Genomic DNA, 6,910 nt, shown 5'->3' on the forward strand with positions numbered 1-6,910 from the left:
TAAAACCCAAGGCCAGCCATGCACGACACTAATTTACTGCAACTGATCACCGACGATTTTGCTCCAGCGCAACAATTGCTGGAGTTACTGCGCACTGAATCCCTTGCCTTGCATGGTCGCGACATGGTCCTGCTTGAAGGCATCCTGGCGCAGAAGCAGGCATTGATCATTCTGCTGGAACAGCATGGCCGCAAGCGCAGCGAAATTCTCGCCAGTCTCAATTTGCCAACCAACCGTAGCGGTCTTGAGCAGTTGGCCAGCCAGTCCAGCGTTGGCGAAGCATTGCTTTCTCAAAGCGATGTCCTCACCGATCTTCTGTCCCAATGCCAGGCCGCCAATGCCAACAACGGTCAGTCGATCGTCGTCCAGCAGGTTGCCACGGCCACCCAGCTGAAAATCCTTACCGGCGGCGAACCTCCAGCGCTCTACGATGCCAGCGGAACATTTTCCAAGCTTGTGAAACCGCGTCCGCTCAGTCAGGCTTGACCTGTCGATGAGCGCGCTCTATCAAGACGCGAAACATGCTGGCAAAATGCTGGCTAGCCGTAGTCAAAATTTGTCTGGAGATTGATTAACCGTGTCCAATGCCTTAAATGCGGAAGATGCTCCGCAGCCACCCAAGGTGCTCAGCACGCCCCTGGAAATCTCCGGCAACCTGCGCCAACTGCAAGAAAGTCATGACCCGCTGATCATCACGTTCCATGAGCGCAGCCAGCGCTTCCAGAGCTATCTGGTGGACATCGACCGTGAAAGCAACATGATTGCCCTGGACGAAATGATTCCCCGTGACGGCGAACGCTTTCTGCTGGCTGGCGAACCCTTCAAGGTTGAAGGCTTTCACGACGGCGTGCGCATCGCCTGGGAAAGCAATGGCCCGCTGACCATCGACGAATCCGGTGGCGGTCGTTGCTACCGCGGCACTCTGCCTGATGAAGTGGTCTACCACCAGCGTCGCAATGCCTTTCGCGCGGCATTGAAGCTGGCACAACTGGTCAACGTCGACCTGGACGGTGAAAAACTCAAGGCGGCCATCAACGGCAAGCTGCTGGACATTTCCGCCACCGGCTGCAAGCTGCGCTTTGACGGAGACATCACAGGGAGCCTGCAACTGGGCCAGGTCTATGACCGCTTCTCGGCTGCCCTGCCCTTCGGCAAGATGACTGCGCCGGTCGAACTGCGCTACCTGCACTTCGAAGAAAGAATCTCCACGACCTTCGCCGGCGTACGCTTCCATAACATGAGCGGGCTGGTGCAACGGCAAGTCGAGCGCTTTGTCTATCAGCTGCAACGCGAAGCACGGCGCTTCGACAAAGATGATTTCTGACAGGACACACCTATAAAAAAACGGGCAGCCCCTTGCGGTGACTGCCCGTTTTTTTTTGGCTGAATGTTAAGGCCTGGCTTCAGTGAAACTCTGTTCCCTGCCCTCATCCGGATCTTCTGGCGGGGCATCGGCCGGTGTCACCGATTCGGTCGTCGGCTCGGACGGAATCGGATTCTGCATTTGATCCTGCACGACTTGCTCATCAACACGCGGATCGAGGCAGGCCACCAGCGGTGAACTTGTCATGTTGTCCGGCATTGCCACGTGATGCAGCGGCGCATCTTCCACTTGATGCAAATTGGTGACCGCTTTCGGACGAATACGCCACACCAGCACCAGCGCAAAGAAACTGAAAAATGCATAAAGCATTTGGCTGCCGAACAGCTTCATCAGCACGCCTGCAACCAGGGGTCCGATACTCGCGCCAACACCGTAGGTCACCAGCAACATCGCCGTCAGGGACACCCGGCGATCACCTTCGACGTGGTCATTGGAGAATGCCACTGCCAATGGGTACAAGCAGAACTGCACCAGCGAACAGACAAAACCGGCGACAAACAGAATCTCCAGCGGTACCTGCGGCAAAATCGCCAGAGGCAGTGCAGCCAGTGCCAGACAAAACGCGAAACTGCGGATCAACAGCGCCCGGTCATAGCGATCGGATAACCAGCCCAATGGCCACTGCACCAACAACCCGGCAAAAATGCAGCTACCCATGAACAGACCCACCTGCTCGGTGGACAACCCTTGCTGCGAGGCATACAACGGGGCCAGACCGTAGAACGAACCCACGATCAAGCCCGCCCCCAGTACCGTACTCAAGGACTGCGGCACGCGTTTGATAAAGAACCGGGGTTCCATCGGTGCAGGATGCAAAGGCGCAGGGTGAATGCGTCGCGTCAAAGCCACCGGCACCAGACACAAGGTAAAGCACAACGCTACCAGCATCAGCAGCTCAAGCCCGAGCCCCGGGTGCATGACCAGAATCAGCTGGCCGAGCACCAACCCAAGGTAAGAGGCGATCATGTAGCCGCTGAACACCAGCCCGCGCTGCTTGGCTTCGGCCTGCTCGTTGAGCCAGCTTTCAATCACCATGTACTGACACATCATGCCCAGGCCGACGATCACCCGCAGGAACAGCCACGCAGGCAGCCAGTTGACCAGACCATGGCCCAGCACCGCCGCACCGACGATCCCGGCACAGGCTGAATAGGCTCGAATATGTCCGACCCGGGCAATCAGCCGATGGCCGATCTTGCCGCCCAACACCAGGCCGAAATAGTTGGCAGCCATCAGCGCACCGACCCAAAGGCTGTCGACATTATCAGCGGCCAGGCGCAATGCCAGGTAAGTACTCAACAGGCCTGAGCCGATCAACATCATCAGCGAGGCGAAATACAGCGCTCGAAAGGATTTCCAGATTTGGCGCATCGGCGTTCCGAGCGGCTCCTTGCAGTGAGTAACGGACTATCAAACGATAGCCCGGTGTCGACATTTCGTCAGGCCTGGGCGGCTAGAACACGTCGTTCCCAGGGGGTGATTTCATCATAGAAACTGGTCAGCTCCATGGTCTTCGAAGCGATGTAGCCTTCGATGAACTCCTTGCCGAACAGTTCCCTCGCCAACTGACTACGCTTCAGACGCTCAATAGCTGCATGCAAGGTACACGGCAATGAAAGATTATCCGGTACTTCGAATTCACCCTGGATCGGCTCGCTCGGTTCGAGTTTGTGTTCAATGCCATGCAAGCCCGCTGCAAGGCTGGCGGCAATCGCCAGATAAGGGTTGGCGTCAGCTCCGGGCAAGCGGTTTTCAACCCGACGAGCAGCAGGTGAACTGGCCGGAATGCGCAAACCCGCTGCCCGGTTGTCATGGGACCAGCAAGCATTGTTCGGCGATGCAAACGGATGGCACAAGCGCTGGTACGAGTTGACGTTCGGTGCAAACAACGCTGTGAAATCCGCCATGCCCGCTTGTTGCCCGGCAATGAATTGCCGGAAGATCGCCGTCGATTGCCCCGCATCATCACTGAACACGTTCCGCCCGGTGTCGATTTCGACAATGCTCTGGTGAATATGCATCGAACTGCCGGGGGTATGCGCCAGAGGTTTGGCCATGCAGACCACCGTCAGATGGTGCTTGAGCGCAACTTCCTTGAGCAGATGCTTGAACAGGAAAGTCTGGTCCGCCAACAACAGCGGATCACCGTGCAGCAGGTTGATCTCGAACTGGCTGACACCCATCTCATGCATGAACGTATCGCGCGGCAACCCCAGCGCCGCCATGCACTCATACACCTCGTTGAAAAACGGCCGCAAGCCGCTGTTGGAACTCACACTGAATGCCGAATGACCGTCTTCGCGACGACCATCCAGGCCCACCGGCGGTTGGAACGGCTGCCCAGGGTCGGGGTTGGGGGCGAAGACAAAGAATTCGAGTTCGGTCGCCACCACCGGCGCCAGGCCAAGCTCGGAGTAACGCGCGATAACAGCCTTGAGTTGACCGCGAGTCGACAGGTTGGAGCTTTCCCCGGTCAGCTCATCCGCATCACAGATGGCCAACGCACGCGGCTGCTTGCTCCAGGGTAAACAGTGGATCTGCCTCGCATCTGGAACGAGCGCAAGGTCACCGTCATCGCTGCCATAAAATCGTGCTGGCGGATATCCGCCCATGATGCATTGCAACAGTACGCCCCGCGCCAACTGCAGACGCCGCCCCTCGAGGAAACCGTCCGCGGTCATCACTTTGCCCCGCGGTACGCCATTCAGATCTGGCGTAACACATTCAATCTCGTCAATGCCCGTCAATCGCTGCGCGAGTGAGGCCAGGCCATCGGTTGTCATGACGCAATCCTTGTTATTGTACGAGCCGCGAACGGCGACCCGTACAAAATAGGCTTCACGTGTTCGGAATATCAAGCAACGCCCAACAAAAAGCTTTGCGGCAGAAAAAATCAGGGCAAATAAATACTGAACACACCGCCACCCAATGGGCCGCCGTTGCCGATTTCGGTACGCCCGCCGACACCATTACGCTGATGCAAAGCCGCAATCCGGCCGGCGAAATACAATCCAAGGCCCGTACTGCCACTGCTCTGATTGATGCCCTGTACGTAATCCGCCTGACGTTCAATCATCTCTTCAGGATAACCGTCACCATCGTCGTTGACCGTCAGTACCAATTGCCCCGCCTCGTCGCTGACACTGACCAGAACCGCATGACGCGCATAACGAATGGCATTGTTGATCGCATTGGCCAGTACTGAAGCGATCAATTCACGGTCGAAGAAACCCAATGGGCTCAGGGGATCGACTTCAAACGTCGCGGCGATACCACGACTGACGAACACATCCTGATGACACGCCAGCTGCGCTTCGATGAAGTCATCCAGTTCGTGGTAGGCCGGTTGCAATGGCATCTGGTTGACGCCCAGCTTGTACAAGCCCAGCAGCTGCACGAGCAGACCGTTGAGGTGAGCGAACTCGAACTCGATCACCCCTTGTTCCGGTGTATGCCGCGTCGGCTCTGGCAATCCCGCCAGCCATTGACTGTGGGCCTGCATCAACATGGCCAACGAGTTTTTCATGTCGTGCACGGTGGACGCGATCACGGTAGAGAAATCGAGGGATTGCGAGTTGTCGTTCATTCGCCAAACGCCTTGCTTTTGAGCTTCTGATATCGTGGATAACGAGCGTCGGAGTCGGGCATCAATCCAACCATCTTCAGGCAAGTGCGACATTCTTCGAGTTCGGCCGACGCCACAGCGGTATCAGTGCCATGCAGCAGCGCCTGTGCCAGGTTCAGCGCGATACTGATGTTCTTCGGCTGCAGCGCCAGGGCCTTACGAAACACCTCACGGGCTTCCACCAGATTGCCAGTCTTGTACACGCGTACGCCCTGACGATTAAGGTCGGCAGCCGCGTTACCGGAATTGAGAATTGTCGGGTCATCGGTCAGCTTGGCGATGCCCTTCATGACCGTTGGGTCGTCACCGTAGATCTCTGCGCAGTTTTTCAACATCGACGCCCCTGCGCTGGCTTGACCGAGCATTTGCAACTGCTTGGCAACCAGCAACGCCGCCTCGGCACTCATGAATTGCTCCATGCCATCAAGGCGCATCATCGCCTGCTCCGTGAGCTTTTCCGCGGTTTCGGCATCATTGAGTAACAGGCTGGTCGCCTTCATCAGCCGTGCACGGATTTGCAGGCCTGGGTCGGACGGGTTCTCCTTGGCCACGGCACTTAGCGTTGTGTTGATTTCCAGTCGGGTACGAGTATCCAGACCTTTTTCGCTACCTTTGCTGATCAAGGCATGGGCCAGCCCGAGGTTACTTTCCGCATCCTTGAAGCGGGACTGCGCACCCTGAGCAACAGCCTGGCGATAGGCTTTGGAGGCCGTATCAAAATCTTCGTTGGTCATGGCCAGCTTGCCTAACTGCGCTTGGCGGCGGACGGCCAAAGGCGAGAGGCGGATGGCTTCTTCCAGTACTTTCTGGGCAGCCCTGGTGTCGCCTTCGGCGACCAATACATCGGCCATGCCATCATAAAGTGCCGGCACCATTGGAAACACTTTCAATGCTTTCTCGTAGACACCTTTGGCCTGTGCTACCTGACCACGCTTGAACAGCAACTTGCCAAGCCCGGCGAACGCCCAAGGCAAAGGTCGGTCCGCAATGATGCTGTCGTAGAGCCGCTCCAGCGCCTCATTCTGATTGAGGTCACGCAGCGCATCGGCGCGGTAACGCAGACATAACGGCGAATAGCGAATGTCCTGCTTGCACAGGGCGATGCAAGCGTTAAGCACTTCAACCGGTTTACCACGGTCGAGCGCCTGAAGAATGGGCTTGAGTAACGTCTTGCGCTGCTCAAGGCGCTCCAGGCGTTGGGCCAGGCCGGAACGGTTGAAGGGCTTGGTCAGGTAAGCATCGGGTTCGTGTTCCAACGCGCTGAGTACCATGGCCTGACTGGTCTCGGCGGTGACCATGACGAACACGCTTTCATGGCTGATCAGCTTCTCGATCATCAGGTCTTCGAGCACTTGCTGACCATTCTTCTTGCCATCGCCCAGATGAAAATCCTGCAAGATGAAATCGTAGGATTTCTGCGAACACATTTTCAGCGCCTGTTCGCCAGTGTCCGCTGTGTCCACATCCTTGACACCCAACTCCCGCAACATGGACCTGACGGAACTGCGGAAATCCGAGAAATCATCGACGATCAGAAAACTCTTTTGGTGATACGACAGCATCGAAGATTTCCAGGCAGATTAAGAAGAAAAGCCGAAAGACAAACACACAAAGAAGATCAACTGCACGACCCTCATGGCGCGCAGATGATAGCCAGTAGCCACAACCTATCAAGCGTTTTCTCTTGAACTGCAAATACAATGAAAGAGTGAGAAGTGAAGATCGCTTGACCTTAAGGTTATCGGCCAGTGATAGCGTTCCCTTGAAGGCTCATTAACGATGCGGCACAAAAAAGGGATGCCCCATCGGAGACATCCCTTTTTTGGTCCTACGGTGCTTTTCTCCAGACAAAACAAAACCCCAACTGCTTTCGCAATTGGGGTTTCGGAATTTAATCTTGA

At 56.4% G+C, this 6,910-nt stretch carries 6 protein-coding genes; 2 read left to right on the forward strand and 4 right to left on the reverse strand.

Annotated features, from left to right (window positions below; translation table 11 throughout):
• Positions 1–18: 18 nt before the first annotated feature.
• Entirely contained in the window at positions 19–486 is a 468-nt protein-coding gene (locus D8U73_RS28440; RefSeq protein ID WP_056853156.1) for a flagellar protein FlgN, read from the forward strand.
• Positions 487–577: 91 nt separating this feature from the next.
• On the forward strand, positions 578–1,324 hold the full coding sequence (locus tag D8U73_RS28445) for a flagellar brake protein (RefSeq protein ID WP_130906353.1): 747 nt from the start codon (positions 578–580) through the stop codon (positions 1,322–1,324).
• A gap of 66 nt (positions 1,325–1,390) precedes the next feature.
• Here D8U73_RS28445 and D8U73_RS28450 read toward each other — a convergent pair whose 3' ends face one another.
• The 4 genes from D8U73_RS28450 to D8U73_RS28465 all read right to left on the reverse strand — a co-directional run bounded on the left by D8U73_RS28450 (position 1,391) and on the right by D8U73_RS28465 (position 6,571).
• Positions 1,391–2,755, reverse strand: coding sequence for an MFS transporter (locus D8U73_RS28450; protein ID WP_130906354.1), 1,365 nt, complete (start codon positions 2,753–2,755; stop codon positions 1,391–1,393).
• Positions 2,756–2,823: 68 nt separating this feature from the next.
• The gene (locus D8U73_RS28455) at positions 2,824–4,065 is read right to left on the reverse strand and encodes a glutamine synthetase family protein (RefSeq protein WP_177435546.1); all 1,242 of its coding nucleotides are present in this window, start codon (positions 4,063–4,065) and stop codon (positions 2,824–2,826) included.
• Between the two features lie 212 nt (positions 4,066–4,277).
• Positions 4,278–4,970: a HAMP domain-containing sensor histidine kinase gene (locus D8U73_RS28460; protein WP_130906356.1), complete on the reverse strand. Its 693-nt coding sequence runs from the start codon at positions 4,968–4,970 to the stop codon at positions 4,278–4,280.
• Positions 4,967–6,571 (reverse strand): tetratricopeptide repeat-containing response regulator, encoded by a 1,605-nt coding sequence (locus tag D8U73_RS28465; RefSeq protein ID WP_130906357.1) that lies wholly within the window; start codon positions 6,569–6,571, stop codon positions 4,967–4,969. The genes D8U73_RS28460 and D8U73_RS28465 overlap by 4 nt, the downstream gene beginning before the upstream one ends.
• Positions 6,572–6,910 lie beyond the last annotated feature (339 nt).

Source organism: Pseudomonas sp. Sample_22 (assembly GCF_004307635.1).
Classification (GTDB): Bacteria; Pseudomonadota; Gammaproteobacteria; order Pseudomonadales; family Pseudomonadaceae; genus Aquipseudomonas.